Annotated in this window: 23 protein-coding genes; 6 read left to right on the top strand and 17 right to left on the bottom strand. The window is 67.5% G+C overall.

The features are described from left to right. Positions 1 to 47 precede the first annotated feature (47 nt). The gene (locus G5T42_RS15430) at positions 48 to 611 is read left to right on the top strand and encodes a type IV toxin-antitoxin system AbiEi family antitoxin (protein WP_165129658.1); all 564 of its coding nucleotides are present in this window, start codon (positions 48 to 50) and stop codon (positions 609 to 611) included. Here G5T42_RS15430 and G5T42_RS15425 read toward each other — a convergent pair. The 4 genes from G5T42_RS15425 to G5T42_RS17820 form a co-directional block, all read right to left on the bottom strand. Continuing rightward, entirely contained in the window at positions 590 to 2,851 is a 2,262-nt protein-coding gene (locus tag G5T42_RS15425; RefSeq protein WP_165129657.1) for a bifunctional (p)ppGpp synthetase/guanosine-3',5'-bis(diphosphate) 3'-pyrophosphohydrolase, read from the bottom strand. The genes G5T42_RS15430 and G5T42_RS15425 overlap by 22 nt on opposite strands. Positions 2,852 to 2,915: 64 nt before the next feature. Continuing rightward, positions 2,916 to 3,905, bottom strand: a complete 990-nt coding sequence (gene secF / locus G5T42_RS15420; protein ID WP_165129656.1) for a protein translocase subunit SecF — start codon at positions 3,903 to 3,905, stop codon at positions 2,916 to 2,918. Next, positions 3,905 to 5,659, bottom strand: coding sequence for a protein translocase subunit SecD (gene secD / locus G5T42_RS15415; RefSeq protein ID WP_165129655.1), 1,755 nt, complete (start codon positions 5,657 to 5,659; stop codon positions 3,905 to 3,907). Before secD ends, secF begins: the two co-directional genes overlap by 1 nt. A 40-nt stretch (positions 5,660 to 5,699) precedes the next feature. Beyond that, positions 5,700 to 5,864, bottom strand: a complete 165-nt coding sequence (locus G5T42_RS17820) for a hypothetical protein (RefSeq protein WP_241245856.1) — start codon at positions 5,862 to 5,864, stop codon at positions 5,700 to 5,702. 7 nt (positions 5,865 to 5,871) lie between these two features. On the opposite strand from G5T42_RS17820, the gene G5T42_RS15405 reads away from it, so the two are divergent. After that, complete coding sequence (locus G5T42_RS15405; protein WP_165129654.1) at positions 5,872 to 6,108, top strand: hypothetical protein; 237 nt, start codon at positions 5,872 to 5,874, stop codon at positions 6,106 to 6,108. A gap of 1,095 nt (positions 6,109 to 7,203) precedes the next feature. Here the strand turns inward: G5T42_RS15405 and ruvA are convergent. From ruvA to pdxS, 8 genes are all read right to left on the bottom strand, one after another. Continuing rightward, on the bottom strand, positions 7,204 to 7,788 hold the full coding sequence (gene ruvA, locus G5T42_RS15400; RefSeq protein ID WP_165129653.1) for a Holliday junction branch migration protein RuvA: 585 nt from the start codon (positions 7,786 to 7,788) through the stop codon (positions 7,204 to 7,206). 51 nt (positions 7,789 to 7,839) lie between these two features. After that, entirely contained in the window at positions 7,840 to 8,415 is a 576-nt protein-coding gene (gene ruvC, locus G5T42_RS15395) for a crossover junction endodeoxyribonuclease RuvC (RefSeq protein WP_165129652.1), read from the bottom strand. A gap of 120 nt (positions 8,416 to 8,535) precedes the next feature. Beyond that, entirely contained in the window at positions 8,536 to 9,294 is a 759-nt protein-coding gene (locus tag G5T42_RS15390) for a YebC/PmpR family DNA-binding transcriptional regulator (protein ID WP_165129651.1), read from the bottom strand. Positions 9,295 to 9,304: 10 nt separating this feature from the next. Further along, positions 9,305 to 10,033, bottom strand: coding sequence for a hemerythrin domain-containing protein (locus G5T42_RS15385; protein WP_165129650.1), 729 nt, complete (start codon positions 10,031 to 10,033; stop codon positions 9,305 to 9,307). Positions 10,034 to 10,097: 64 nt separating this feature from the next. Further along, a complete protein-coding gene (locus tag G5T42_RS15380) occupies positions 10,098 to 10,631 on the bottom strand; it encodes a DUF1697 domain-containing protein (RefSeq protein WP_165129649.1) in 534 nt (177 codons plus the stop codon). A 1-nt stretch (position 10,632) separates the two neighbouring features. Continuing rightward, positions 10,633 to 11,154 carry a hypothetical protein gene (locus tag G5T42_RS15375; protein ID WP_165129648.1) on the bottom strand — a complete coding sequence of 174 codons (522 nt, stop codon included), beginning with the start codon at positions 11,152 to 11,154 and terminating at the stop codon, positions 10,633 to 10,635. Between the two features lie 33 nt (positions 11,155 to 11,187). Beyond that, complete coding sequence (gene pdxT, locus G5T42_RS15370; protein WP_241245855.1) at positions 11,188 to 11,808, bottom strand: pyridoxal 5'-phosphate synthase glutaminase subunit PdxT; 621 nt, start codon at positions 11,806 to 11,808, stop codon at positions 11,188 to 11,190. Beyond that, positions 11,798 to 12,688: a pyridoxal 5'-phosphate synthase lyase subunit PdxS gene (pdxS, locus tag G5T42_RS15365; protein ID WP_165129647.1), complete on the bottom strand. Its 891-nt coding sequence runs from the start codon at positions 12,686 to 12,688 to the stop codon at positions 11,798 to 11,800. The genes pdxT and pdxS overlap by 11 nt, the downstream gene beginning before the upstream one ends. A 79-nt stretch (positions 12,689 to 12,767) precedes the next feature. Here pdxS and G5T42_RS15360 point away from each other — a divergent pair, with 79 nt between their 5' ends. Both G5T42_RS15360 and pdxY read left to right on the top strand, forming a co-directional pair. Next, the gene (locus G5T42_RS15360; RefSeq protein WP_165130276.1) at positions 12,768 to 14,099 is read left to right on the top strand and encodes an aminotransferase class I/II-fold pyridoxal phosphate-dependent enzyme; all 1,332 of its coding nucleotides are present in this window, start codon (positions 12,768 to 12,770) and stop codon (positions 14,097 to 14,099) included. Positions 14,100 to 14,107: 8 nt separating this feature from the next. Further along, positions 14,108 to 14,959, top strand: coding sequence for a pyridoxal kinase PdxY (gene pdxY / locus G5T42_RS15355; protein ID WP_165129646.1), 852 nt, complete (start codon positions 14,108 to 14,110; stop codon positions 14,957 to 14,959). Positions 14,960 to 14,968: 9 nt separating this feature from the next. On the opposite strand, the gene G5T42_RS15350 is transcribed toward pdxY, so the two are convergent. Both G5T42_RS15350 and thrS read right to left on the bottom strand, forming a co-directional pair. Beyond that, positions 14,969 to 15,523: an HIT domain-containing protein gene (locus G5T42_RS15350; RefSeq protein WP_241245854.1), complete on the bottom strand. Its 555-nt coding sequence runs from the start codon at positions 15,521 to 15,523 to the stop codon at positions 14,969 to 14,971. After that, on the bottom strand, positions 15,520 to 17,529 hold the full coding sequence (thrS, locus tag G5T42_RS15345; RefSeq protein ID WP_165129645.1) for a threonine--tRNA ligase: 2,010 nt from the start codon (positions 17,527 to 17,529) through the stop codon (positions 15,520 to 15,522). The genes G5T42_RS15350 and thrS overlap by 4 nt, the downstream gene beginning before the upstream one ends. A 281-nt stretch (positions 17,530 to 17,810) precedes the next feature. On the opposite strand from thrS, the gene G5T42_RS15340 reads away from it, so the two are divergent. Then, positions 17,811 to 18,890 carry an alpha/beta hydrolase gene (locus G5T42_RS15340; protein WP_165129644.1) on the top strand — a complete coding sequence of 360 codons (1,080 nt, stop codon included), beginning with the start codon at positions 17,811 to 17,813 and terminating at the stop codon, positions 18,888 to 18,890. A 21-nt stretch (positions 18,891 to 18,911) separates the two neighbouring features. Further along, a complete protein-coding gene (locus G5T42_RS15335; RefSeq protein ID WP_165129643.1) occupies positions 18,912 to 20,372 on the top strand; it encodes a hypothetical protein in 1,461 nt (486 codons plus the stop codon). A gap of 44 nt (positions 20,373 to 20,416) precedes the next feature. Here the strand turns inward: G5T42_RS15335 and G5T42_RS15330 are convergent, their stop codons facing one another. The 3 genes from G5T42_RS15330 to G5T42_RS15320 are packed head-to-tail and all read right to left on the bottom strand — an operon-like array spanning position 20,417 to position 24,552. Beyond that, positions 20,417 to 21,340 carry a dipeptidyl aminopeptidase gene (locus G5T42_RS15330; RefSeq protein ID WP_165129642.1) on the bottom strand — a complete coding sequence of 308 codons (924 nt, stop codon included), beginning with the start codon at positions 21,338 to 21,340 and terminating at the stop codon, positions 20,417 to 20,419. Further along, the gene (locus G5T42_RS15325; protein WP_165129641.1) at positions 21,321 to 22,664 is read right to left on the bottom strand and encodes a cytochrome P450; all 1,344 of its coding nucleotides are present in this window, start codon (positions 22,662 to 22,664) and stop codon (positions 21,321 to 21,323) included. The genes G5T42_RS15330 and G5T42_RS15325 overlap by 20 nt, the downstream gene beginning before the upstream one ends. Positions 22,665 to 22,692: 28 nt before the next feature. Beyond that, on the bottom strand, positions 22,693 to 24,552 hold the full coding sequence (locus G5T42_RS15320; RefSeq protein ID WP_206535659.1) for a peroxidase family protein: 1,860 nt from the start codon (positions 24,550 to 24,552) through the stop codon (positions 22,693 to 22,695). Between the last annotated feature and the right edge of the window lie 255 nt (positions 24,553 to 24,807).

Genomic DNA, 24,807 nt, shown 5'->3' with positions numbered 1-24,807 from the left:
CACCTCTTCGTCGGATGGAGCCATCCGCCATGCGGCACACTGCCGTTGTGACCTCGCCGTTCCTGTACTTCCCGGGTGACCGCCTCTCCCGTGCCGAACTGTCGGCGGCGCGCCTCGACGGCGACGTCGTGGAGCTCGGAGAGGCCTACATCCCGGCCGATGCGGTCGAGACGATGGCGCTGCGGGCCGGTTCGCTGCGGGGCATCCTGGGTGAGACGCTCGCCGCGACGCACCTGAGCGCCGCGTGGGTGCACGGCGCCCTCGTCGGGCCGCCGGCGCGTCACACGGTGCAGCGCGCGGTGGAGTGGCGGGTGCACCAGGTGATCGATCGGCGCGTGGTCTATCGCGACCCGCAGGTCGCCGCCGACGACCTGTGGCGCATCGGCGGGGTGCTCGTCACGTCACCCCAGCGCACGCTCGCGGATCTCGCCCGCGTGCCCGACGACGAATACGCCGAGGCCGCTCGGCTCTTCTCCGACGCCTTCCCGGGGCTGGCGCTCGAGGCGGCCGCGTGGTTCGACGAGCGCAGCCCGGTCCCTCACAAGCGGACGGCCGTCGCCTTCCTGCACGGCCTGGCCGCGCGGCTGCCTCAGGACGAAGTCACGCGGTAGACGTCGTAGACCGCGTCGATGCGGCGCACGGCGTTGAGCACGCGGTCCAGGTGCACGATGTCGCCCATCTCGAAGACGAAGCGGCTGAGGGCCAGCCGGTCGTTCGTCGTCGAGACCGTCGCCGACAGGATGTTGACGTGGTGCTCGCTGAGGACCCGCGTGACGTCGCTCAGCAGACCCGACCGGTCGAGCGCCTCGACCTGGATCTGCACGAGGAAGACGCTCTTCGTCGTGGGGGCCCACTCGACGTCGATGAGGCGCTCGGAATCCTGCATGAGCGACTTGACGTTCGTGCAGTCGCCGCGGTGCACCGACACACCGCTCCCTCGCGTCACGAAGCCCACGATCTGGTCGCCGGGAACGGGCGTGCAGCACTTCGCGAGCTTGACGAGGATGTCGGGGGCACCGCGGACCAGCACGCCCGAGTCGCCGCCGCGCGGTGCGCGCGAGCGCCCCACCTGCGGCAGATCGATCGGCCCGGTCGTGGTGTCGTTCGCCGCGACGAGCGCCGTCACCTTCTCGATGACGGACTGCGTCGAGACGTGGCCTTCGCCGACGGCGGCGTAGAGGGCCGAGACGTCCTCGTACCGGAGCTGCTGGGCGACCTCGGCGAACGAGTCCTGGTTCATGAGCCGCTGCAGCGGCAGGTTCTGCCGGCGCATCGCGCGGGCGATGGCCTCCTTGCCCTGCTCGATCGCCTCTTCGCGGCGCTCCTTCGTGAACCAGCCGCGGATCTTGCTGCGCGCGCGGGTGCTCTTGACGAATCCGAGCCAATCCTGGCTCGGCCCGGCATCCGGATTCTTGGAGGTGAAGACCTCGACGACATCGCCGCTCTTGAGCTCCGACTCGAGCGGCACGAGGCGGCCGTTGACCTTCGCGCCCATTGTGCGGTGACCGATCTCGGTGTGCACGGCGTACGCGAAGTCGACCGGGGTGGCGCCTGCGGGCAGCCCGATCACGCGCCCCTTGGGGGTGAAGACGTAGACCTCTTTCGCGCCGATCTCGAAGCGGAGGGAGTCGAGGAACTCCCCCGGGTCGGCGGTCTCGGCCTGCCAGTCGGAGATGTGCGCGAGCCACGCCATGTCGGCGTCGACCGACTTCGAATCGGGCTTGCCGCCGGCCAGCTGCTCCTTGTACTTCCAGTGCGCGGCGACACCGTACTCCGCCTGCTGGTGCATCTCGTTCGTGCGGATCTGGATCTCGACGGTGCGGCCGCCCGGTCCGATCACCGTCGTGTGCAGCGACTGGTAGAGGTTGAACTTCGGCGTCGCGATGTAGTCCTTGAAGCGGCCGGGAAGCGGCGTCCAGCGCGCATGGATCGCGCCGAGGACGGCGTAGCAGTCGCGGACGCTGCCCACGAGCACGCGGATGCCGATGAGGTCGTAGATGTCGTCGAACTCGCGACCGCGCACGACCATCTTCTGGTACACCGAGTACAGCTGCTTGGGCCGCCCCATCACCCGCCCGCGGATCCGCAGCTCGCGCAGGTCGGCGTCGACGGCGGCGATGACGTTCTGGACGTACTGCTCGCGCTGCGGCGTCCGCTGGCGCACGAGGCTCTCGATCTCGGCGTAGAGCTTGGGATGCAGGACGGCGAACGAGAGGTCTTCCAGCTCCGACTTGATGGTCTGGATGCCGAGCCGATGCGCGAGCGGCGCGTAGATCTCGAGTGTCTCGGTCGCCTTCTTCTGCGCCTTGTGCGGCGGGACGAAGCCCCACGTGCGCGCGTTGTGCAGGCGGTCGGCGAGCTTGATGAGCAGCACGCGGATGTCGCGCGACATCGCGACGATCATCTTGCGGACCGTCTCGGCCTGCGCGCTCTCGCCGTACTTGACCTTGTCGAGCTTCGTCACGCCGTCGACGAGCATCGCGACCTCGTCGCCGAAGTCGGCGGTCAGCTGGTCGAGCGAATAGTCGGTGTCTTCGACGGTGTCGTGCAGGAGCGCGGCAGCGATCGCCCGCGGCCCGAGCCCGAGGTCGGCGAGGATCTGGGCGACGGCGAGCGGGTGGGTGATGTAGGGCTCACCGCTCTGCCGGACCTGTCCGGAGTGCGCGCGCTCGGCGACGGTGTAGGCGCGCTCGACGATCGAGAGATCGCCCTTCGGATGGTGCGTGCGCACCGTCCGGAGAAGCTGCTCGACGTCGTCGCGACGCGCCGATCGCGAGAAGATCCGCGGAACGAGCCGTCGGAGCGAGGACGTCTGCTGGGTCGTGGCAGACGAGGGGACGGTCTCGGTCATACCGATCGTCTCCCCTCCGCTGGATTCGTCAATCCTACGCCAGCGGAGGTCCTGCTCGGAGCCGTCAGGCCGGGACCACCGCCCGCTCGCGGGCCGCGAGGACGCGCTCGTCGCGCGCCTTGATGGCGGGCTCGTTCTCGCGCAGGAGCGAGTACAGAGGTGCCGCGACGAAGATCGTCGAGTACGCCGCCACGATCGTTCCCACGAAGATCGACAGCGAGATGTCGGTCAGCGTCTGCGCACCGAGCCACAGGGCGCCGATGAACAGGATCGCGCCGGTCGGCAGGATCGCGACGACTGTCGTGTTGATCGAGCGCACGAGCGTCTGGTTGACCGCGAGGTTCACCGACTCGCCGAAGGTGCGCCCGGAGACTTCGCCGTCCTCGCTCGTGTTCTCCCTGATCTTGTCGAACACGACGGTCGTGTCGTACAGCGCGTAGGACAGGATCGTCAGGAAGCCGATGACGGCGGCCGGCGAGATCTCGAAGCCGAACAGCGCGTACACGCCGATCGTGATGATGAGCACGTCTACGAGGCCGATGATGGCGGCGGCCGACATCTTCCACGTCCGGAAGTAGAGCCCGAGGATGATGAAGGTCAGCGCCAGGAAGATCGCGAGGCCCCACAGGGACTGACGCGTGACGTCGGCGCCCCAGCTGGGTCCGATGAACGAGGCAGTGACCTCGCTCTCGGGCACGTTGTAGGCCTCGGCCAGTGCCGTCGTCACCTGACGCGTCTCTTGCGAGGTCATCTGGTCGGTCTGGACGCGGATCGTGTCGGACCCGATCGTCGTGACCTTCGTCGCGGCATCCGGAACGACCGAGTGGACGGCATCCTCAGCCGTCTTCTGGTCGGTACTGCTCACACCGGAGACGGTGAACTGCGAGCCGCCGGTGAACTCGATCGAGAACTGGATCGGGCGGAACAGCGGCACGAGCACCGAGCCGAGCACGAGGGCCGCGGCGATGATGAACCACAGGCGTCGGCGCCCGACGAACGGGAAGGACGTCTTGCCGGTGTAGAGGTCGTTGCCGAGCTGATTCATGGAGCGCATCAGTCGTCTCCCTCCTTGCCGGTCGTGCCGGGTTTCTCCTTGACGGCCGTGCTGGTCTTCGGGCGCTCGGATGCCGCGAGCTCCGCCTGCTTGCGCTCGGCGATCGTCTGCCGGCGCTCGGCCTCGCCACGGGAGCGCGCGTTGCGGCGCGCGGCCTGCGTTGCGGGGCCGGTCGTGACGGGGGTCCGGAACTGCGCGCGGCCGCGGTACACGGCACCGAGCGCCTCGGGGTCCATGCCGGAGAGGCGGTGCCCCGACCCGAAGAACTTGGTGCGGGCGAGCAGCTGCATCACGGGGTGCGTGAAGAGGATGAAGATCAGGACGTCGATGACGGTCGTGAGACCCAGCGTGAAGGCGAAGCCCTTCACCGTGGCGTCGGCGAGGATGTACAGCACGACGGCCGCCAGGATGTTGATCGACTTCGAGATGTAGATCGTGCGCTTCGCACGTCCCCAGCCGTCCTCGACTGCGCCGGTGATCGACTTGCCGTCTCGCAGCTCGTCTCGGATGCGCTCGAAGTACACGATGAACGAGTCGGCTGTGAAGCCGATCGACACGATCAGACCCGCGACACCGGCGAGCGACAGGCGGAAGCCCATGCGCCAGGCGAGGATGCAGATGGTGATGTAGGTCAGCACGCCCATCACGATCAGTGACGCGATGATCACGAACCCGAGGGCTCGGTAGACGATGAGCGAGTAGATGGCGACGAGCGCGAGGCCGATGAGGCCGGCGATGAGGCCGATCGCGAGCTGCTGCGAGCCCAGGGTCGCCGAGATCGTGTCGGAGCTGACGACCTTGAAGCTCAGGGGCAGCGCGCCGTACTTCAGCTGGTCGGCGAGGGTCTTGGCCGACTCCTGCGTGAAGTTGCCGGTGATGCTCGGCTTTCCGTCGAGGATCACACCCTGCATCGCCGGAGCGGAGAGCACGTAGCCGTCGAGGACGAAGGCGAACTGGTCGAGCGGCGACTCAGCGCCGTACAGCCGCTGGCTGATCTTGCCGAAGGTGTCGGTGCCCTCGCCGTCGAAGACCAGGTTGACGGCCCACACGCCGTTGTTCTGCTGCAGGCCGTACGTCGCGTCGGCGATCGACGAGCCGTCGAGCTCGACAGGCCCGAGGATGTACTTGACCGTGCCGTCGGTGTCGCACGTGATGAGCGGCTCGTCGGTCGGCTCGCTGGCCGGGTCGTTCGCGTCGCTGCCGCAGTCGTACGCCTGGAACTCCGCCTGCAGGGCCGGCGTGATCCAGGCCGGGTCGCTCGCGTTCGTCGGCGCCGCGGTCGGCGTCGCCTGAAGGGACGGGTCGGGCGTCGGGTACGGCGTCTCGGCGCCGTCCTGCCCGACGAAGGTGTTCGCGGGGGCGCCCGCGAAGAGCACCGGCCGCAGCTGCAGCTGGGCGGACGCCTCGATCCGCTGACGCGTCTCGTCGTCGGCCTCACCGGGGATCTGGACGACGATGTTCTTGCCGCCCTCGGTCGTCACGTCCGCCTCGCCGACACCTGACGCGTCGACGCGCTGACGGATGATCGTCACCGCCTGATTCATCTGCTCCTGCGTCGGATCGGCGCCATCGGCCGTCTGCGCTTCGAGGATGATCTGCGTGCCGCCCTGGAGGTCGAGGGCGAGCTCAGGGGTCCACGAGCTCGCCTTGAAGACGTAGACGCCGAGAGCATTGATTCCGAACAGCACGGCGATGATGGCGACGAGGCCGATCAGTGCGCGCCAGGCATGACGGACGGGAGTGGATGTGGCCACGAGGGTCAGCTTTCTGGAGTGCCCGGAGAGGGGCGGAGGGTCAGGCCTTGGGCTTGGTGTCCGTGTCGCCGTCGAGGTCGGGGTCGACCGTCGACTTCGTCTGAGCGGCCTGGTCGTCGCTGATGGAGCTGATGCCGCCGTTCGCGACGCCGGCGATGTACTCGGCCTCGCTCGCCTCGGCCTCGATCAAGTCGTCCTCGGTCACGGCGCCCGTGCTGGGGTCGACGACCCGCAGGATCGCCTGGCTGTGGACCTTGATCTGGACGCCCGGGGCGATCTCGACCGTCGGCTTGGGTCAGCATCGTAAACGTAATCATTTGGCGGAGACGCGCAACGCGATATGGCGCCAGGAGGAAGAAAAAATTGCGGAAAAAAGAAAAAACGCGGCGAACGCGAAAAAAAAAACAAAGAAAACGATGGAGCGCAGGGGTCGGAAAAGCGAAGAATGATCAAAACCATATTTACAGAAGTGTTATGTGAGAGTATCGAAGGAGGACCACCTCAGTCAAACCTTATGATTATGTTTCTTCTTTGGAAATTTAAAACTGTAAAGTGGTCCTGGACCATATTATCGATCTCTGACCGTCATGTATTCTTACGTTTAATATAACTTCTGGTTCATGTTGAAGCGCGTAAAAAAACCAGAATGCGAAATAAGATCACGACGAATAAATCAATCGGCGCTCCTCAACGCTGTGATCATCAAATGCTTTGAAACTACCTCTGGATTATCATTTTGAATATGGAGTGCGTCATTGTTAGATATCGATTCTGATTGGAATTACATTCAGACATCGTCATGGACGGGAAGAAAAAAGCGGGCGCGTGTATCAATGCGCCATTGCCGCTGTGCTGGTGCTGGGCAATAAAAGAATCATAAGGTGAAGCTCTGGACCGCCACCTGGATGCCACTCAGAAGATCTCGAGACCATGAGCGTGGCGAGGAACGTGAAGCTCAAACAGCGAGCGCGAGCAGACAAATCGCTCTGAAGCTGCTTTGATACTAGAACCTGAGGTGTGAGCAAGCCTGAAGCGACATTACCTACAGAGGCCTGATTCCTACGAGGAGCGAAACTTCAGACATCATTTTTAAAACGCATAAACTGCTTTGGAAAAATCTTCAGGGTCTCTGATGTCAGGGAAACTTACTTTCATCATGAGCTGCTGTGTTCTGAATCTCATGCGAGGCATGTTCTGCTTGGGCGTGCTAATACAGGTGAAAGCAAATATTATGGGCGTGGAAGGAAACTCAATGCGGTAAAATCGGAAGCATGCCACGGGATAACCAAAAGCCTTTGGATAACTGGTTTGACAATGGAAGTGCCGCTCTGGCTAAAGCAAGACAATGCGAAATATCGCCAGACCAGGAGATGAAGATGTCTGATCTGGGTGGACAGCCAGCGGATCAGCGAAATCAGGCAGCAACCATTCGGTGACGCTTCGCGACGCGAGACGTGGGCGCGCATGTGCTCTGATTGCAATGTGTTCGCCACATCTCTCACCTGGATCAAATCGCGGCAGAAGTTATGCTTTAGCGCGGATGATCATGGGGTGGCGCTTTGCAGCAGCGCCTGGACGGACGCGCGGTCGGTTGCGGACGCCTCGTCGGCGACGGATGCCACGGCTTCCGCCGCGGTGCGCTCGGACCAGCCGAGGCCGATGAGAGCCTGCGCGACCTGCGCCGAGACGGCGGGCGAGGCATCCGTCCCCGAAGAGAAGGCGGGACGAGGCGGCGCGAGCTTGCCGGCGAGCTGCACCACGATGAGCTTTGCGGTCTTCGGGCCGATGCCCGAGACGCGCCGGAAGGGGGCGTCGTCGTCGGCCGCGACGGCCGCGGCGATCTGGTCGACCGTGAGCGTCGAGAGCACGCCGAGCGCGGACTTGGGGCCGACGCCCGTGACGCCGAGGAGCAGCGTGAAGACGGAGAGCTCGTCACGTGACTCGAAGCCGAAGAGCGAGAGGGCGTCCTCGCGGACGATGAGGCTCGTGTGCAGCTGCAGCTCGTCGCCCAGGTGCACCGCGCGGGCCACCTGCGGCGTCACGGCGACGGAGAGCCCGAAGCCCCCCATCTCGACGACGACGGAGTCGGCATCCGCGTGCACGACGCGTCCGCGCAGAGAGGAGATCATCCTCCGAGCCTAAAGACGCCTTCGGACTTTTGTTCGACCGACACGCACGGGTCAGCGGCGAGCGACGCGCTCGGCCTGGGCCCACGCCCGCTGAGCGGGTGTCAAGCCGCCCGCCGGGGGTGTCACCGGGGCGGTGCCCGACCGCCACGCGTGGCAGAGCGCGAGGGCCAGGGCGTCAGCGGCGTCGGCGGGCTTGGGGAGGTCGTCGAGGCGCAGGATGCGGGCCACCATCGTCTGCACCTGCCGCTTGTCGGCATTGCCGTAGCCCGTGATCGCGGCTTTGACCTCGCTGGGAGTGTGGGTCGCTGCCGTGAGGCCCCGCTCCCCGGCGAGCAGCAGCGCGATGCCGCTCGCCTGGGCCGTGCCCATGACGGTGCCGCGGTTCTGCTGGGCGAACACCCGCTCCACTGCCACGACGTGCGGGTGATGCTCGTCCATCACGGCGCGGAGCCCGGCAGCGATCAGGGCGAGACGCCGCTCGATGGGCAGGTCGGGGTCGGAGCGGACAACTCCGACGTGGACGAGCGTCGCGGACCGGTCGCGGGCGACGTCGACGACTCCCACACCGCAGCGCGTCAGGCCCGGGTCGACGCCGAGCACGCGAACGGATGCCTGAGCGCGAGCCACTCCCCCACGCTAGGCGCCGTCTCGGCCGGACGGCCCCAGGCGCGCGGCGGGAGCTGCGCCTGAGACGACGAGACCCGCCGGGTGGCCGGCGGGTCTCGGTCGATCAGGCTCGGAACGGAGTCACTCGTCGTCTTCGAGCTCGGCCTGCACCTCGGGGCTCAGGTCGAAGTTGCTGTAGACGTTCTGCACGTCGTCGCTGTCCTCGAGCGCGTCGATGAGGCGGAAGACCTTGCGCGCGGTGTCGGCGTCGATCTCGACCTTGAGGTTGGGGACGAACTCGACGTCGGCCGACTCGTAATCGATGCCGGCCTCCTGAAGGGCCGAGCGGACCGTCACGAGGTCGGAGGCCTCGGTGATGACGGCGAACCCCTCGGCGTGGGGCTCGACCTCCTCGGCACCGGCCTCGAGAACGGCGAGCATCACATCGTCCTCGGTGGTGCCCTCGTTCGATACGACGATCACACCCTTGCGCGTGAAGTTGTAGGCGACGCTGCCGGGGTCGGCGAGGTTGCCGCCGTTGCGGCTGAGCGCCGTGCGAACCTCCGCGGCCGCGCGGTTCTTGTTGTCGGTAAGGCACTCGATCATGAGGGCGACGCCGTTCGGTCCGTACCCCTCGTACATGATCGAGGTGTACTCGACAGCCTCGCCGCCGATACCGGCGCCGCGCTTGATGGCGCGATCGATGTTGTCGTTCGGGACCGAGGTCTTCTTCGCCTTCTGCACGGCGTCGTACAGCGTGGGGTTGCCTGCGAGGTCGGCACCGCCCATCTTGGCGGCGACTTCGATGTTCTTGATGAGCTTGGCGAACGACTTGGCACGGCGCGAATCGATGATCGCCTTCTTGTGCTTGGTCGTCGCCCACTTGGAGTGGCCGGACATGCCGACAAGTCTACGGCGCGGACGACTCCGGCCTCGCTGAATACGAGCCCGGCTCGACCGTGCCCGCCGACAGCAGTGCGAGGTCCTTCTCATACCGGCGCTTTCCGTACAGCCGATACAGCAGCCGGATCGCGGTGGGCACTTCGGCGAGGAACTCATCGAGCTGGGCACGGGTCATCGAGTCCTGGATGAGCCCGAGGAAGAGGAAGATCTGCGAGCGGGCGTAGCCCTTCTGCGCCTCCTCCCCCACGGTCTCCCACTCCTTCTCGGTGAAGGTCTCTGCGATGACCGGGAGGATCAGGCGCTCCTCCTTCGCCAGGTGCTCCTCGAGCAGCGCTCCGATCGCCTCGAGATGCTCGGCGACCGCCTCGGCGGTGTCCGCCGCCGGATCGGCGCTCCAGGCCTCCAGCAGCGCAGGCGCCGCGGTGAGGAGGACCGCGACTTGGGCGTGGTGGTGCTTCATCAGCTCGACATGCACGGCGCACGCCGGCCGACGCTGCTCGAGGCGGTCCCAGAAGAGATCGTCTTCCAGCACGTGGTGATGATGGAGCGCGTCATTGACGAGCCCGACCGCTTTCACGACCTTCTCGACCCGACGTCGGTCGGCTTCCGTCGCGCGGACGCCGGTCGGCATGATGGCGTAGAGGCGCCGGAACGCGTCGTGCACGAAGACGAGGTCCTGCGGGTCGCAGCCGGCACCCGATGGGACGTCTCCTGACGCGGGGAGCGCAACAGCCATACGAACCTCCGGTCGGATCGAGATGCGGGGAGGCTACACCGCGCGGGGCTCTGCCCGAAGGAGCTCAGCCGACGATCTTCGCCAAGGTCCGGAGATTTCGGTTCGTCGTGCGGGGCTTGAAGGTCTTCTTCGCGAGCAGCTTCGCGAAGGGCGTGTCGGTCGTGGTGCCCTTGACGGGGTTCCAGTACACGACGCCCGGGCCGGCCTTGACGGGATCGACCGTGGAGTCGAGGGATGCCGCGGCATCCGTCAGCTCGTCCCGCGTGGCCTCGTCGACGCAGAAGATCACCCACGGCTGGCGCCCGGCATCCTTCTCGTCGAACGGGACCCCCTCGATCGCAGCCGCGAGCTCGTCCTGCGTCAGAAGCAGGATCCAGGCGTCGTACCCGAAGCGGTCGCGGAGAGCCTGCTCGATGGACGATTTGAGGTGGCCCCGCGCGCGGGCCGCGGCATCCGCCTCGAAGGCCACGTTTCCGCTCGCGAGCACCGTGCGCACGGCGCCGAACCCGAGGTCGCGGAAGACCTGCGCGAGATCGGCGCTGCGGATCGTGATGCCGCCCACGTTGACGCCGCGGAGGAGCGCGACCCAGGACGTCATGTCACAGCGCGAACTCGAAGCCGAAGCGCGACGAGAGGAGTGCGACGAGGTCGCGCGGCATCTTCGTGAGGTACGCCGGCGCCGGGACGAGGGTCTCGGGACCGCCGATGAAGGGGAAGTAGACCGGACCGTCGGTCAGGGCTTCGACGGCGTCCCGCACCGCGATGATGTCGGATCCGATGCGGCGCAGCGCCGCGAGCGTGATGGGCGAAGCGAGCCGCAGCGTGTCGCTCACGGGCATGCGCCAGTGCGGCAGGGTGTCGCCGCGGCGGGCGTGCTCGTCCTCGGTCAGCGGTCCGAGGATGCGCCCCCATGCGCCGATGCCGGGCATCGAGAGCGTCCGGTCCCAGACGAAGATCGTGTCACCCGGCTCCGTGAACCCGACCAGCTCGTGCGACCACTCGAAGCGACGGTCCAACGACGACTTGGGTGCGCTCAGAGCATCGCCGACGACCCCGCGTGAGGGAGCGATCATCCAGTACCGCTCCTCGGGATGATCCCGCCACCAGTCGTTGATCCCCATGCCTGAGAATCTAGCCTTTCGCCCGGGCGATCCTCAGACTGCGGCGCGCACGCGGTGGAGGAACCGCTCGTGGAATCTCGTCTCGCCCGAGACCTCGGGGTGGAAGGCGGTCGCCAGAAGGCTGCCCTGCTCCACCGCCACGACCCCGCCGTCCGGCAGCGTCGCGATCGGCGTCGCACGCTCCCCCACCTCGGTCACGAGAGGTGCCCGGATGAACGCGGCGTGCACGGGTCCGCCCTCGAAGCCGTCCACCTCCAGATCGGTCTCGAACGAGTCCACCTGGCTCCCGAAGGCGTTCCGCGCGACCACGACGTCGAGGCCGCCGAAGGTCTCCTGGCCGTCGATGGCACCTGTGATGCGGTCGGCCAGCATGATCATGCCGGCGCACGTCCCGTAGACGGGCATGCCCGAGGCGATCGCGTCGCGGATGGGATGCTGCATCCCGAACGCGCGCGACAGTTTGTCGATGACGCTCGACTCGCCCCCGGGGATGACGAGGCCGTCGACCGCCGCAAGCTCGGACGGGCGGCGGACGAGGGACACCTCGGCGCCGAGTCCGCGCAGCACGTGGGCGTGCTCGCGCACATCGCCCTGGAGCGCCAGGATGCCGATGTGCGGCGTGCGGCTCGACGCGCTCAGCGGGTCACCAGCCACGCTCGGCGAGGCGGTGCGGAGCGGGCAGGTCGGAGACGTTGATGCCGACCATGGCCTCGCCGAGTCCGCGCGACACGTCAGCGATGACCTTGGCGTCGTCGAAGAACGTCGTCGCCTTGACGATGGCGGCCGCGCGCTGGGCGGGGTTGCCCGACTTGAAGATGCCCGAGCCGACGAAGACGCCGTCGGCCCCCATCTGCATCATCATCGCGGCGTCCGCGGGGGTCGCGACACCGCCCGCGACGAAGAGTACGACGGGCAGCTTGCCGGTCTCGGCGACCTCGGCGACGAGCTCATAGGGCGCCTGCAGCTCCTTCGCCGCGACGTAGAGCTCGTCCTTCGACATCGAGGTGAGGCGGTTGATCTCGCTCGAGATGGTGCGGATGTGCTTGGTCGCCTCCGAGACGTCGCCCGTGCCGGCCTCGCCCTTGGAGCGGATCATCGCCGCGCCCTCGTTGATGCGGCGCAGCGCCTCGCCGAGGTTGGTGGCACCGCAGACGAAGGGCACCGTGAAGCCCCACTTGTCGATGTGATTGACGTAGTCCGCGGGCGAGAGCACCTCGGACTCGTCGATGTAGTCGACCCCGAGCTCCTGCAGCACCTGGGCCTCGACGAAGTGGCCGATGCGCGCCTTCGCCATGACCGGGATCGAGACGGCCTCGATGATGCCGTCGATCATGTCGGGGTCGCTCATCCGCGAGACGCCGCCCTGGGCGCGGATGTCGGCGGGGACCCGCTCGAGGGCCATGACGGCGACGGCGCCCGCGTCCTCGGCGATCTTCGCCTGGTCGGGCGTGACGACGTCCATGATGACGCCGCCCTTCAGCATCTCGGCGAGACCGCGCTTGACGCGCGAAGATCCGGTGGTGGGGGAAGACATCGATAGACTCCTCAAGATTGGCCTAGGCCAAAAGATAGCACGTACCAGCACGTACACTTCGACGGTGGCAGGGGGCCGGATGGACGACGACATCAGCGGCGGCACGGCGGTCGAGATCGCCGAGAGCGTGCGACGGCTCCTCGACCGCGGCATCCTGTCCCCCGGCGATCCGCTGCCGCCCGTCCGGGCTCTCGCGGACCGGATCGGAGTGAACCGGAACACCGTCATGGCGGCGTACCGGCTGCTGACCGGCGCGGGTGTCATCGACACGAGGGGCCGCGGCGGCACGCGCATCGCCGACCGTGCGGCCGTCGCCCAGGAGGGCTACGCGAGCGACAGCGTGCTGCGCGACATCGGCACGGGCAACCCCGACGCCGAGCTGATCCCCGACCTGTCCGAAGCCCTCGCGCATGTGGCCGGCAGGCCGGTGCTCTACGGCGAGCCCGTGATCGACCGCGATCTCGAGGAATGGGCGACCGAGTGGATGGGCGACGCCGTGGATCCGGCGCTGCCCTTCCGGCTCACCATCACGAGCGGCGCGTCCGACGCCATCGAGCGGCTGCTGGCGCAGGCGCTCACGCGCGACGACGCCGTCGGCCTCGAAGACCCCTGCTTCCTCGCGAGCATCCATACCGTCCGGCTGGGCGGCTACCGGCCCGTGCCGATCCCCGTCGACGACGAGGGGATGACGGTCGAGGGTCTGCGCGCCGCGCTCGCCGAAGGCGTCCGCGCGGTGGTCTGCACGCCCCGTGCCCAGAACCCCACGGGCGCGAGCCTCTCGGAACGACGGGCCGCCCAGCTGCGCGCCGAGCTCGCCGATCATCCCTACGTCCTCGTGATCGAGGACGACCACTTCGCGATGCTCTCCACCCGCCCGTACCACTCCCTGATCGGGCCCGGGCATCGCCGCTGGGCGCTGGTGCGGTCGGTCTCGAAGTTCCTCGGACCCGACATGTGCCTCGCGGTCGCGGCATCCGATCCCCGCACGGCGGAGCGGCTGGCGATGCGCCTCACTCCCGGGACGACGTGGGTGAGTCACCTGCTGCAGCGGCTCACGCACGCGCTCGTGACGGACGCCGCCGTCGTCGCCGAGATCGGCGCGGCCGCCGACCACTACGCCGAGCGCAACGCGGCGTTCGCGCGCCGCCTCACGGCGCACGGCCTTCCTGCTTTCGCCGGCGACGGGCTCAACCTGTGGGTGCGCCTGCCCGAGCCCGCGCGCGCGGTGACCGAGCGGCTCATGCGGCGCGGATGGCTCGCGCGTCCCGGCGATGAGTTCGTCCTCGCCGACGACGACGCTGCGTGGCATGTGCGGCTGACGGTCCACGATCTCGATGACGAGGATGCCGAGCAGCTCGCCGCCGACCTCGCGGCCGCCTGCTCCGGCGACGCCATGCGCAAGGTGGGATGATCGATCGGGTGAAGATCCTCTCCATCCAGTCGGCGGTCGCCTACGGTCACGTCGGAAACTCCGCAGCGGTCTTCCCGCTGCAGCGCATCGGCGTCGAGGTCCTGCCCGTCTACACCGTGAACTTCTCGAACCACACGGGGTACGGCGCATGGCGCGGACCGCTCATTCCGCCGAGCGACGTGGCCGACGTCATCACCGGCATCGAGGAGCGCGGGGCGTTCCCCGACATCGACGTCGTGCTGTCGGGCTACCAGGGCAGCGAGGGCATCGGTGACGTGATCCTGGATGCCGTGGCCCGCGTCAAGGCGGCAAACCCGTCGGCGATCTACTCGTGCGACCCGGTCATGGGCAACGCCAAGTCGGGGTGCTTCGTCGCCCCGGCGATCCCCATCCTCCTGCGCGAGCGGGTCGTGCCGAGCGCCGACATCATCACCCCCAACCAGTTCGAGCTCGGCTTCCTGACGGGGACCGAGCCCGCCGACCTCGACTCGACCCTCGCGTCGGCCGACCTGGCCCGCGACATGGGCCCGCGGACGATCCTGGTCACCAGCGTCGAGCGCCCCGACCGGCCAGAGGGCACGATCGAGATGCTCGTCGTGAACGACCACGGGGCGTGGATCGTGCAGACGCCGCAGATCCCGATGAAGGCCAACGGCTCGGGCGATGTGACGGCGGCGCTCTTCACCGCGCACTACCGCGCCACCGGCGACGCCGGTCTCTCGCTCGCGCGAACCACCTCGAGCGTCTTCGACCTGCTGCAGAACACGTTCGACTCCGGCGAGCGCGAACTGCGGCTCGTCGAGTCGCAGGACTCCTACGCGGAGCCGCGCATGCAGTTCGAGGTGCGCCAGGTCCGCTGAGCCCGCGACTCAGGAATCCCAGGCGTCGGCGACGGTCTGGCGCACTTCGCCGAGCAGCTGCGGCAGCGCCTTCGTCTTCGCGATGATCGGGAAGAAGTTCGCGTCGGTCGCCCACCGCGGCACGACGTGCTGGTGCAGGTGCTCGGCGACGCCGGCCCCCGCGACCTTGCCCTGATTCATGCCGATGTTGAAGCCGTCGCACCGCGACACCGTCCGGAGCACCTGCATGGCGCGCTGGGTGAGGGCGCCGATCTCGGCGACCTCCTCGGGCGTCGCCTCGTCGTAGGTCGAGATGTGGCGGTACGGGCACACCAGCAGGTGGCCCGAGTTGTACGGGAAGAGGTTGAGCAGCACGTACGACGTGACCCCGCGGTGGACGATGAGCGCGTCAACGTCGCTCTTGTCGGGCGCCGCGCAGAACGGGCACGTCTCGCGCAGGGGCTCGGGTCCCGCCTGGATGTAGGCCATCCGGTGCGGAGTCCAGAGCCGCTGGAACTCGTCCGGGACGCCGGGGAGCTCGCTCGCGGCGATGAGCTTCGCGTCCCCGGCGTCCTCGGCGGTCACGCCAGGTCCTCGCTCGTGTTGACGAGAGCCTTCGACTCGATCGCCGCGCGGACGCGCGCGACGGCCTCGTCGATCGGGATGCCGTTGAGCTGCGAGCCGTCGCGGAACCGGAACGAGACGGTGCCGGCCGAACGGTCCTGCTCCCCCGCGATGAGCAGGAGCGGGACCTTCTGCGTCGTGTGGTTGCGGATCTTCTTCTGCATGCGGTCGTCGCTGCGGTCGAGCTCGGCGCGCACATCCTCCGACCGGAGCCGGTCGATGACGTCGCCGAGATAGTCGGCGTATTCGTCGGCGACCGGGATGCCGACCACCTGCACCGGCGCGAGCCACACCGGGAACGCACCGGCGTAGTGCTCGAGCAGGATCGCGAAGAAGCGCTCGATCGAGCCCATGAGCGCGCGGTGGATCATGACCGGCCGCTTCTTCTCGCCGTCACGGTCCGTGAACTCGAGGTGGAAGCGCTCGGGCAGGTTGAAGTCGATCTGCACGGTCGACAGCTGCCACACGCGGCCGATCGCGTCCTTCGTCTTGAGGTCGATCTTCGGACCGTAGAAGGCGGCTTCGCCGGGCACCTCGGTGAGCTTCAGACCGGATGCCTGGGCCACGCGACGGAGCGCATCGGTGGCCTCGGCCCAGTGGGCCTCGTCGCCGATCCACTTCGACTTCTCGTCGTCGCGCATCGACAGCTCGAGCTCGAACTCCGTCAGGCCGAAGTCGCGCAGGAGTGAGAGCACGAAGTCGAGGACCTTGCCCACCTCGGTCTCGAGCTGATCGGGCGTGACGAAGAGGTGGGCGTCGTCCTGGGTGAATCCCCGCACACGGGTGAGTCCGTGGAGGGCGCCGGACAGCTCGTTGCGGTAGACCGTCCCGTTCTCGGCGAGCCGCATCGGCAGATCGCGGTAGCTCCGTGCCCGCTCCCGGTAGATCAGGATGTGCATCGGGCAGTTCATCGGCTTCAGGTAGTAGTCGACGCCGGCCTTGGTGATCTCGCCGTTCTCGTCGCGCTCCTCGTCGAGGTGGATGGGCGGGAACATCCCCTCCTTGTACGTCACGAGGTGGTTGGACTCGATGAAGAGATCCTTCTTGGTGATGTGCGGCGTGTAGACGTAGGTGTACCCGGCGCTGCGGTGCCGGCGCAGCGCGTGCTGCTCCATCTCCTGACGGACGACTCCGCCGCGCGGGTGCCACACCGAGAGTCCCGAGCCGATCTCGTCGGGGAACGAGAACAGGTCGAGCTCCTTGCCGAGCTTGCGGTGGTCGCGCTTCGCCGCCTCCTCCAGGCGGGCCTGGTAGGCGCGCAGGTCGTCCTTCGTCGGCCACGCGGTGCCGTAGATGCGCTGGAGCTGCGGGTTCTTCTCGCTCCCCCGCCAGTACGCGCCGGCGACGCGGGTGAGGTCCCACCCGTTCCCGATGAGGCGCGTTCCGGGGACGTGCGGCCCGCGGCAGAGGTCCTTCCAGACCACCTCGCCGTTGCGGTCGACGTTGTCGTAGATCGTGAGCTCGCCCGCGCCGACCTCGACCGAGGCGCCCTCGGTCTTGTCGGCCGAGGGGCCCTTGAGGCCGATGAGCTCGAGCTTGAACGGCTCACCGGCGAGCTCGGCGCGGGCCTCGTCATCCGTCACGACCCGGCGGACGAACCGCTGGTTGTCGCGGACGATCCGCTCCATCTCCTTCTTGATCGCCTTGAGGTCCTCAGGAGTGAACGGCTCCTCGACGCCGAAGTCGTAGTAGAAGCCGTCGGTGATGGGCGGGCCGATCCCGAGGTTGGCCTGGGGGCGGATCCGCTGGACGGCCTGCGCGAGCACGTGCGCGGTCGAGTGGCGGAGGATGCCGAGTCCGTCGGGGCTGTCGATCGTGACCGGTTCGACGGCATCCGTCTCGGACACGGTCGTCGCGAGGTCTTTCAGCTCTCCGTTCACGCGGAGTGCGACCACGGAGCGGTCGGGGAACAGGGCGAAGCCGTCGGTGGGATACGACACGTCCGACGAAGGGGCGACGTCAGTCAAGGGAGGTCTCCAAGAAGTGGGTTCGGTTCGAAGTCTGCTCAGCTTCGGACGCACGCAGCGTCCCGCCCGCTCAGGCCTGAAGCGTTCGCGTGCCGGTCACCGCGACGACGGTCGCGTGGGTGAGGCGGCGGAGTCCCATGGCGTCATCCTACCGTCGCGATCTCGTCGAGATTTCAGTGACGCGGAAGCACCCTTGCCAATATGCTGAATCGTCGCGCGGGCGGGGCATGGGGGCTTCCGGGGCGCGGCGGAAGGCCACGGCATCCATTCAGGGGGCTGAAATGAGCGATGGCGACGAAGCGCGCACGATGACGGATGCCTCGACCCGGCCGCGCCGCCCGCTCCGGTGCGGCGAGCCGACGATCCACCGGTTCCGGACGCAGGACGGCGTCGAGCTGCAGCTGTCCCGGTTCCAGGGCGGGACGAAGGGTCCGGTGATCCTCACCCCAGGTTTCGGCACGTCGTCGCTCGCCTACACGCTCGACACGACCGACACGAACTATCCCGAGTACCTGTACGAGCACGGCTACGACGTGTGGGTGCTGGACTACCGCGCCAGTCCCCTCCTGCCGTCGGGCGGCACGCAGTTCACGCTCGACGACATCGCCCGCTACGACTATCCGGCCGCCGTCGACGAGGTCCGCCGCGAGGCGGGCGTCGACGACGTGCAGATCATGGCGCACTGCGTCGGGTCGCTCACGTTCCTCATGGCGCTGAGCCTCGGCCTTCCGGGCGTCCGCTCCGGCGTCGCCTCCCAGCTCACGCTGCATCCGCGCGCGGGAACGCTCAACGAGCTGCGGGCCGGGATCTACGCCGCCAACGTCATGGACGCACTAGGCATCGACACGCTGACGACCGAGTTCGACGACGATCCGTCCTGGTTCGAGCGACTCTACGATCAGGCGCTCGCTGTCTATCCGTCCGGCGACGAGCCGTGCGATCGTCCCTTCTGCCGGCGCGTCATGTTCATGTACGGCGAGGTCTACGATCACGACAAGCTCAACGACGCGACCCACGATCACCTCGAGGAGGCGTTCGGCGTCGCCAACATCAAGACGCTCACCCAGATCACGAAGATCCTGCGCGAGGACCACGCCGTCAGCTATGACGGCGATCACGACTACCTCGACGGCGCCGCGAACATGCGGGTGCCGGTCGCCTTCCTGCACGGCGAGCACAACCGGCTCTTCCTGCCCGAGGGCAGCCGGCTGACCTACGAGTGGCTGCGCGAGCAGAACGGGCCCGAGCTCTACTCGCGCCACGTCATCCCCGGCTACTCCCACATGGACTGCTTCGTGGGGAAGGATGCCGCGCGCGACGTCTACCCCGTCGTGACCGCCCAGCTCGACCTCTACAACTGACCCCGCCGCGAGGAGCCGCGCATGACCACCATCGACGAGTCCACGGCACCGGAATCGAGCGCGACGCGGCGGAATCCCGCGCTCGCCGACCTCGCGAGCTACCCGTTCCTGTCAGCGCTCACTGAGCGCCGGACGAGACGCATCCCGCGGGGATTCTCGGTGAACGCCGGTCCGCTCAGCCACGAGAGCCACAACGCCGCGGCGCCTCTGAGCAGGCTCGAGGAGGCCATCCTCGTCACGTGCGTGACGGGCATCACCGGCGTCACGACCCACGACGGCCCGCTCGTGGAGAACAACGGCCTGAACGAGCTCGGCACGCCGTTCCTGAACATCATGGCGAGGACCGGCAGCAGCGCCGACAACGCGCAGGCCACCCACTTCTTCATGATCAACGACGACGGCATCTTCCTGTTGCGCACTCCTCGCGGCGAGCGGGCGCTCGAGCTGCTGAAGGACCTGCCGCCGAAGTGGGGCGACTGGACAGACGACGACTGGATCGGCGCCGCCGACGAATGCCTCATCCGGGTCTCGGACAAGCGCCTCGAATTCCCGCGGGAGTGGCCCTACTACCTGGGCTGGAACAATCAGGCGTCCAACACCCCGGGCACGACGGTCTTCTTCCCCGTCGTCGACTGCACGTGGCAGTACATCAACGCGATACTGATCATCCTCACGGAGCCGGGCGGGATGCGCCCCCTCTTCCTCGACGACTGGCGCAGCTTCCACCCGAAGAACGCGGTGGAGTGGCTGGCGAAGATCGGCAGCAGCATCGGCATCGGGCCGAAGATCCCCTACCACCCGATCGGCGGCCTCGACCGGGTGCGCAGTGGGTACGTCAATAAGGACAGCCAGGCGCCCCTCGGCTTCGCCCATGCGATGCGCACCGACTACGAGGCCTTCTTCTACTTCCAGAACCTCATGCTGCTCGGGCAGGCGATGGGGTTGGGCGGGTGGATCCACGGCTCCGTGTTCCCGCCGTACATCTGGCAGCAGGACGAGTCCAAGGGCTGGCACGGCCTCGGATTTCGCATGGAAGAGCCGAAGAAGCACCGGTCGTGGCCGCCCATTCCGGCATCCCAGCCCAACCCCGTCGGGATCGACGGCATCCTCGAAGGACTCACTCCCCCGTACGTGTCGTCGATGGATGAAGCGGTCGACCGGGTCGTCGAGTCGAAGTACAGCGCGAGCGGCCATGCGTACGGCAACGAGAAGGTCTTCTCCAGCTCCTACCGCAACTCCGACGACGCCCGCGCCTTCCTCGAGAAGGGCACGCGGTTCGGTCCCGACGAGATCGCCTACACGAAGGAGATCTGCAACTACATCTGGGACACCTACGGCCGGTTCCCCGCGCACGTCGACGCGTTCTACACCCCGGGCATGTGGCTGCAGTTCTCGCACCTCGAGCTGGAGTACTACGACCGGTTCTTCGACCCGCGGCAGTACACGCGTCAGGCGGCTCACGACGGCCTCTGGCACCCCTGAGCGATTGGTTCGCGCCGAGGCGGCGTGGGCCCGGTCCGTGCCGCCTAGAGGTACCGGCGGAAGAAGCCGACCACGGCGTCGGGGTCGTCCATGACGTACCGATACCCCTCGTAGCGTCCCGGGGGCGAGGGATAGCGGATGACGCCGAGCGAATGCGGCGTCGCGGCCGAGATGTCCTCCACGACGGCGACGGTGCCCCAGGGGTCTCCCACGCCCTGCACGTACTGCACCGTCGCCTCCCCCGCACGGCGAGCGGGAATCGCAGGATTCTGCCTGCTCGGAAGAGGCGCTCGGAGGAGCCAGTACGCGAGGTCCATCGACTTCGCCACGATCGAGCCGAACCGCCCGAGCTGGTCGCGGGCGAAGTTGTCGTTGAAGACCGTGAGCTTCGTGGGCTGGACGATGAGCAGCGCCTTGAGCGGCTGCGCCTCGGGAGCGCCGTACAGGACGGTGTTCCCACCGGCCGACATGCCGATGGCACCCAGCCTGTGCGCGATGACGTCGCTGCGCGATCGGAGGTAGGTCACGGCGCCGACGAAGTCCCGCGCCTCCCAGGGCCCGAACGTCAGCGGTCGGCGCTCGCCGCTCTCGCCGTGGTTGGCGAGGTCGAAGGTGAGAACGTGGAATCCCGCTTCATGCAGAGCCTTCGTCGACGGGAGGAAGTCGACGTCGCGGTCGGGAAACGGAACGCGCCCCGAGACGTTGCCCATGCGGTTCCAGAGCCACCCATGCACCCATACCACCGTGGGAGCTGGGTCGGGACCTGCGGGGATGAACCAGCCGTGCAGCTCGACGCCGTCGACCGCGTGGAAGACGACGTCCTCGTAGGCGAGCCCGGCGTCCGCCGGCGTCCGCGTCAGGGGGAGGCGTGAGCCGACGATCATGAGCTTGCAGAGGTGGACGAGCTTCCTGACGCCGCGCTCCCGCCTCTTCGGCGCGACGGACTGGTCAGTTCCCGACAGCGACATGCTCGCGGAACCTCACTCGCAGGCCGCTCGCCGGCAGCGGGAACAGTTCGTTCGTGAGGGTCAGATCCTGCGCCGGGATCGACCACTCGGCCCTGCGCAGCAGCAGCGTCAGGTAGACCTTCACGGCGACCGTCACGATGTTCTCGCCCGGGCATCGGTGGTGCGTCGCCTGTCCGTCGCCGTGCGGCACGTAACTGCCCGGGGGCAGCGCCGCTTCGCGCTTGGGGAGGAAGCGGTCGGGATCGAACCGATCCGGATCGGGGAAGACATCGGGGTTGCGCATGTTGATGTGGATGCCGCCGATCGCACCCCAGCCCTTCGGGATTCGGAAGCCGGCCACCTCCATGTCCTCCTGGACGCGGCCGAAGAACGTTGCCGAGTTCATCGCGAAGAAGCGCCGCACCTCTTTCGAGATCTGCTCGAGATACTCCAGCTGCTCGATCTGCTCCATGGAGATCGGGCCGTCGGGCGAGATCGCCATCACTTCCGCCCGGGCCCGCTCCATGATGTCGGGATGCTGTCCCACGGCCATCGTCGTGAGAGTCAGCGGGACGAAGTACCCGCCCTGGCCCGCGAAGATGAGGTGTCGGATGTCGCCGCGGAGGTTCTCGATGGGGATGTCGGCTTCGGTCGCGGCGACGATCATCCGCGACACGATGTCGTCGTACTGCCCGGTGAGGTGCTTCTGGAGAGCGTCGTCGATGATCTCGTCGATGCGTTTGCGGCTCGCGATCGCCTTGCCGTACTTCGTGCCGGGGATCGGCGCCGGCAGCGTCATGAAGGCTTCGCGCATGTTGGCGAGGTTCCTGTCGAGCTCGGCGGCGTGCTCCTCGGAGCGGTCGCCGGTGTAGAGCGCGCCCGTCAGCCGCGCGGCGAACCGCTGCAGATCCGCTCGAAGGTCGACCCCCTCGCCCATCTCCAGCCACGGGTCGATCGTGCGATCGAAGAGCTCCTGCATCACCGGAAGGTACGACGCGATCGCCGAGCGATAGCCGACGGCCCGGAGCATCACCGACTTCCGGGTGTGGTGCTCCACCCCGTCGATCAGAGCCAGCGAATTGAGGAAGATCTGCTCCGCCGAGATGGGGTCCGCATCGCCTCGGACGATCCGGGGATCCGTCGCGAAGGCGTGGAAGGCCTCGTGCCCCGAGAAGACGACGAAGCTGTTGCCGAACAGCCGCGTCTTGAAGACCGGTCCGTACTTCGCGAGGCGGTCTTTGTAGAACCCGTGGTTGTTGCGCAGGATCGCCAGGGTCTCCCCCAGCCACGGCAGGCCGAATCGACCGGGAGGCAGGGGTTTCCGGTCGGCAGGGGATGTGGTCATGTGGCTCCTCCTCCGACGCGCGCCGGCGTCACTCCTGCGTTCCGACCGCGGCGGAGGCGCTGGCAGGAGAGCTGGACGACGTGCGTGCTGTGCTCACGTTCCAGGGCACGAACGCGTTCGGCACGCCGTCGAGCGACTTCCGGAGCTCCGGGAAGTGACGCAGCAGGACGCTGCGCATGTCGTTGTCGGCGACCCACTGCAGACCGGTCTTCGTGTAGTACTCCTCCGTGTAGCAGTCCGTGATGAAGCGGTCGCTCTTCAGGCGGCGGCTCGCCATCAGGATGAACACGCGGAAGGCCGTGTCACTGAATCCGAAGCCCTTCGGGGGCGTCTCGGCGTGCATGCCCACCTGCAGATCCACCTTCTCGACATCGCCGTAGATCTCCTCGAGCTCTCGCGCCCACACGGGATTGTCGGTGAGCTCGTCGAACGTCGCGGCCGGCTTGAGGTGCAGCTGCCGCCGGAACTCGTTGTACCTCGGCACGCCGCGCTCGCGATCCCGCGTGATGTCGAGTGCCGCGATGTCGAGGCGCAGACCGTCCGGAAGGGTGATGTCCTGCATCCACCGCGGGAAGTTGTGCAGTTGGACGGCGCCCGGATGCTGCGTCCCGAACGAGTACCAGAGATCCTGCACCTCCTGCGGTCCCTCGAGCACGCGCTGGGCATTGAGCAGGATGATCTCCTGGAACTCCATCGAGTCCAGCAGCGCGTTGTCGTCGAGCGAGCGCACCTCGAGCTCCTCCGGAAGGAGCGGATGCAGGCGGTACACCGCCGCGAACTCCTCGGTCAGCTGATAGGGCGCGCCGTGGTGATCGTGCGCGGACCCCGGGATGCCGCTGATGACGTCGCTCCTGCTGATGCGGCCGAACCGCCGGTGGATCTTCTCCTCGGCGAGGCCCCACCAGTTCGCTCGCATCGCGACCTTCATGACGGGGTGGGCGATGATCGCGGGCGTCCACTCGACGGTGTGGATCTTCGCGAGGAGGGCGGAGTTCACGAGCTGCGCCGTGCCGAACAGCTCCTCCTCCGTCAGATGCGGATGCTCCTTCTTCAGCGCGTCGCAGATGGCGTTGTGCTCGAGCGTGAACAGGGTGTGCAGCATCCCGAGCCCCACCCACCAGTTCTCGCTGAAGCCCGTGAGAGCCACGCCCGTGGCGGGATCGAGGGGCAGGTGCCCGTCCTTGAGCAGCAGCTTGCCGTCGACGTGGCTGCGAACCTGCTCGCGTCGCTCTTCCGTGCTGCCGTAGATCGACGAGGCATCCCACCAGTGGGAGTTGGTGTTGATGTACGTCGGCGGGATGTCCTGGTCGGCATCGACGCGCGTCGAGTCCTGCTTCGTCCGGGGAATCCGCATGGGGTTCTCGAACCACGGGTCGCCCTCGGGCAGCGGGATGTCGATGGTCGAGTTGTCCTCGCGGCCGTGCGCGAACCAGTCGTGGGTCTGGAACTGGATCCAGGCCGCCGCGAGCAGGTTGATCGAGGTCGCGGGCGTGAACTCGTCGCGCCGCAGGAGCCTCTGGCTGATCTCGCGCGCGTTGGGGCGGGCGATGTCGGGGTCGGCGGCCGGGTACGCGTTCGCGAGGGCGACGTTCCGGGCGAACCGCGTGGTCGCCATGCCCATGTCGGGATCGCTCAGGTCGTTGAACGAGCCGTCCGCCGACCGGAACCGCCGTTGCGCGTCGGTCGCATCGGCGAGCGCGACGCCCGGGCGCCGGCCGCCTTCTCCGGGCGTGCGGGTGTCGACCAGGTTCTCCCTGCGCAGCTGATCCCGCAGTGCGATCAGGTTCACGAGCGACAGGAGGAACGGCAGCCTGTGCCACGGAGTCCGCCGGTTCACCCGCGTGTAGACGCCGATCAGCGCGCGCTCGAACACCGATGGTCTGCTCACTGCCGACTCCATTCGTCGCAGGCGGGGGTCCCCCACTGGATGCCCCCATCCGGGTGGATCTGCCCGAATCATAGTGAGTACCGGGATGCCCCGGCCATCCTTCTTCGCCGGACCGCGGGTCGGGGGCGGGCGAGGCATCCCTCACCATCTCATCGACGGCCCGGTCGCGATGATTGCGACGGCATTGCCCGCTCACTAGCGTGAGCACTGGTGCCGGAGCGGGGGCTCGATGGTCGACTGTGCACCGGAAGGGAC

Origin of the sequence: Microbacterium sp. 4R-513 (genome assembly GCF_011046485.1) — a bacterium.
Lineage (GTDB): Bacteria > Actinomycetota > Actinomycetes > Actinomycetales > Microbacteriaceae > Microbacterium.
This window is presented reverse-complemented; position numbering and strand designations above follow the sequence as displayed.

Coding starts and splice junctions, on each gene's coding strand:
- G5T42_RS15390 (WP_165129651.1), bottom strand. CDS start 9,294: ATGTCCGGCCACTCCAAGTGGGCGACGACCAAGCACAAGAAGGCGATC.
- G5T42_RS15335 (WP_165129643.1), top strand. CDS start 18,912: ATGACCACCATCGACGAGTCCACGGCACCGGAATCGAGCGCGACGCGG.
- G5T42_RS15375 (WP_165129648.1), bottom strand. CDS start 11,154: ATGGGGATCAACGACTGGTGGCGGGATCATCCCGAGGAGCGGTACTGG.
- secF (WP_165129656.1), bottom strand. CDS start 3,905: ATGCGCTCCATGAATCAGCTCGGCAACGACCTCTACACCGGCAAGACG.
- pdxS (WP_165129647.1), bottom strand. CDS start 12,688: ATGTCTTCCCCCACCACCGGATCTTCGCGCGTCAAGCGCGGTCTCGCC.
- G5T42_RS15360 (WP_165130276.1), top strand. CDS start 12,768: ATGGACGACGACATCAGCGGCGGCACGGCGGTCGAGATCGCCGAGAGC.
- ruvA (WP_165129653.1), bottom strand. CDS start 7,788: ATGATCTCCTCTCTGCGCGGACGCGTCGTGCACGCGGATGCCGACTCC.
- G5T42_RS15330 (WP_165129642.1), bottom strand. CDS start 21,340: ATGTCGCTGTCGGGAACTGACCAGTCCGTCGCGCCGAAGAGGCGGGAG.
- G5T42_RS15325 (WP_165129641.1), bottom strand. CDS start 22,664: ATGACCACATCCCCTGCCGACCGGAAACCCCTGCCTCCCGGTCGATTC.
- G5T42_RS15380 (WP_165129649.1), bottom strand. CDS start 10,631: ATGACGTCCTGGGTCGCGCTCCTCCGCGGCGTCAACGTGGGCGGCATC.
- G5T42_RS15425 (WP_165129657.1), bottom strand. CDS start 2,851: ATGACCGAGACCGTCCCCTCGTCTGCCACGACCCAGCAGACGTCCTCG.
- G5T42_RS15385 (WP_165129650.1), bottom strand. CDS start 10,033: ATGGCTGTTGCGCTCCCCGCGTCAGGAGACGTCCCATCGGGTGCCGGC.
- G5T42_RS15340 (WP_165129644.1), top strand. CDS start 17,811: ATGAGCGATGGCGACGAAGCGCGCACGATGACGGATGCCTCGACCCGG.